Source organism: Vagococcus sp. WN80Y (genome assembly GCF_059621045.1).
On sequence record NZ_JCAQHY010000022.1, the window covers coordinates 1 to 614 of the forward strand.

Annotated in this window: 1 protein-coding gene; it reads left to right on the plus strand. The window is 36.2% G+C overall.

Annotated elements, in window-relative coordinates; all coding sequences use genetic code 11:
- A partial coding sequence (locus AC5KOD_RS02405) for a restriction endonuclease subunit S (RefSeq protein ID WP_496912958.1) occupies positions 1-614 on the plus strand: 614 nt, incomplete at both ends.

Genomic DNA, 614 nt, shown 5'->3' on the forward strand with positions numbered 1-614 from the left:
ACGCATGGGAACTGCGTAAGTTAGGAGAACTTAGTCAAGTAACCGACACAAAACATGCTACAGCACCAATAGTTGACTATGATAATAACTTTAAAATGATACGAACATCTACAGTACGAGATGGTTTTTTATATCCTAAAAAAATGGATAGTGTTACAAGAGAAACATATGAAATTTGGTCTGAAAGAATCCATTTGCATAGTGGAGACGTTGTTTTTTCAAGGGAAGCACCAATTGGAGAAGCGGCTATCATTCCTGAAGATGATAATAGTTATTTTTTAGGTCAACGTATGGTTGGGATCAGGGCAAACAATGACCTAATCCCGAATTTTTTAGTATCTACGTTACTTGCACCGAAATTCAAAAAGGAGATTGCTATCAGGAATGCAGAATCCACTACCGTAGCAAATTTTGGAATTCCAAATATAAAAAATTATGAAATTGATGTACCAAAAATTGAAGAACAGAAAAAAATAAGCTCTTTCTTCAAACAGTTAGATAACACTATCACTCTTCATCAACGTAAGCTAAAAGCTCTACAGCAGATGAAGAAAGGCTTTCTACAGCAGTTGTTCCCTGAAAATGGGGAAATAGTGCCGAGAGTGCGGTTTGCT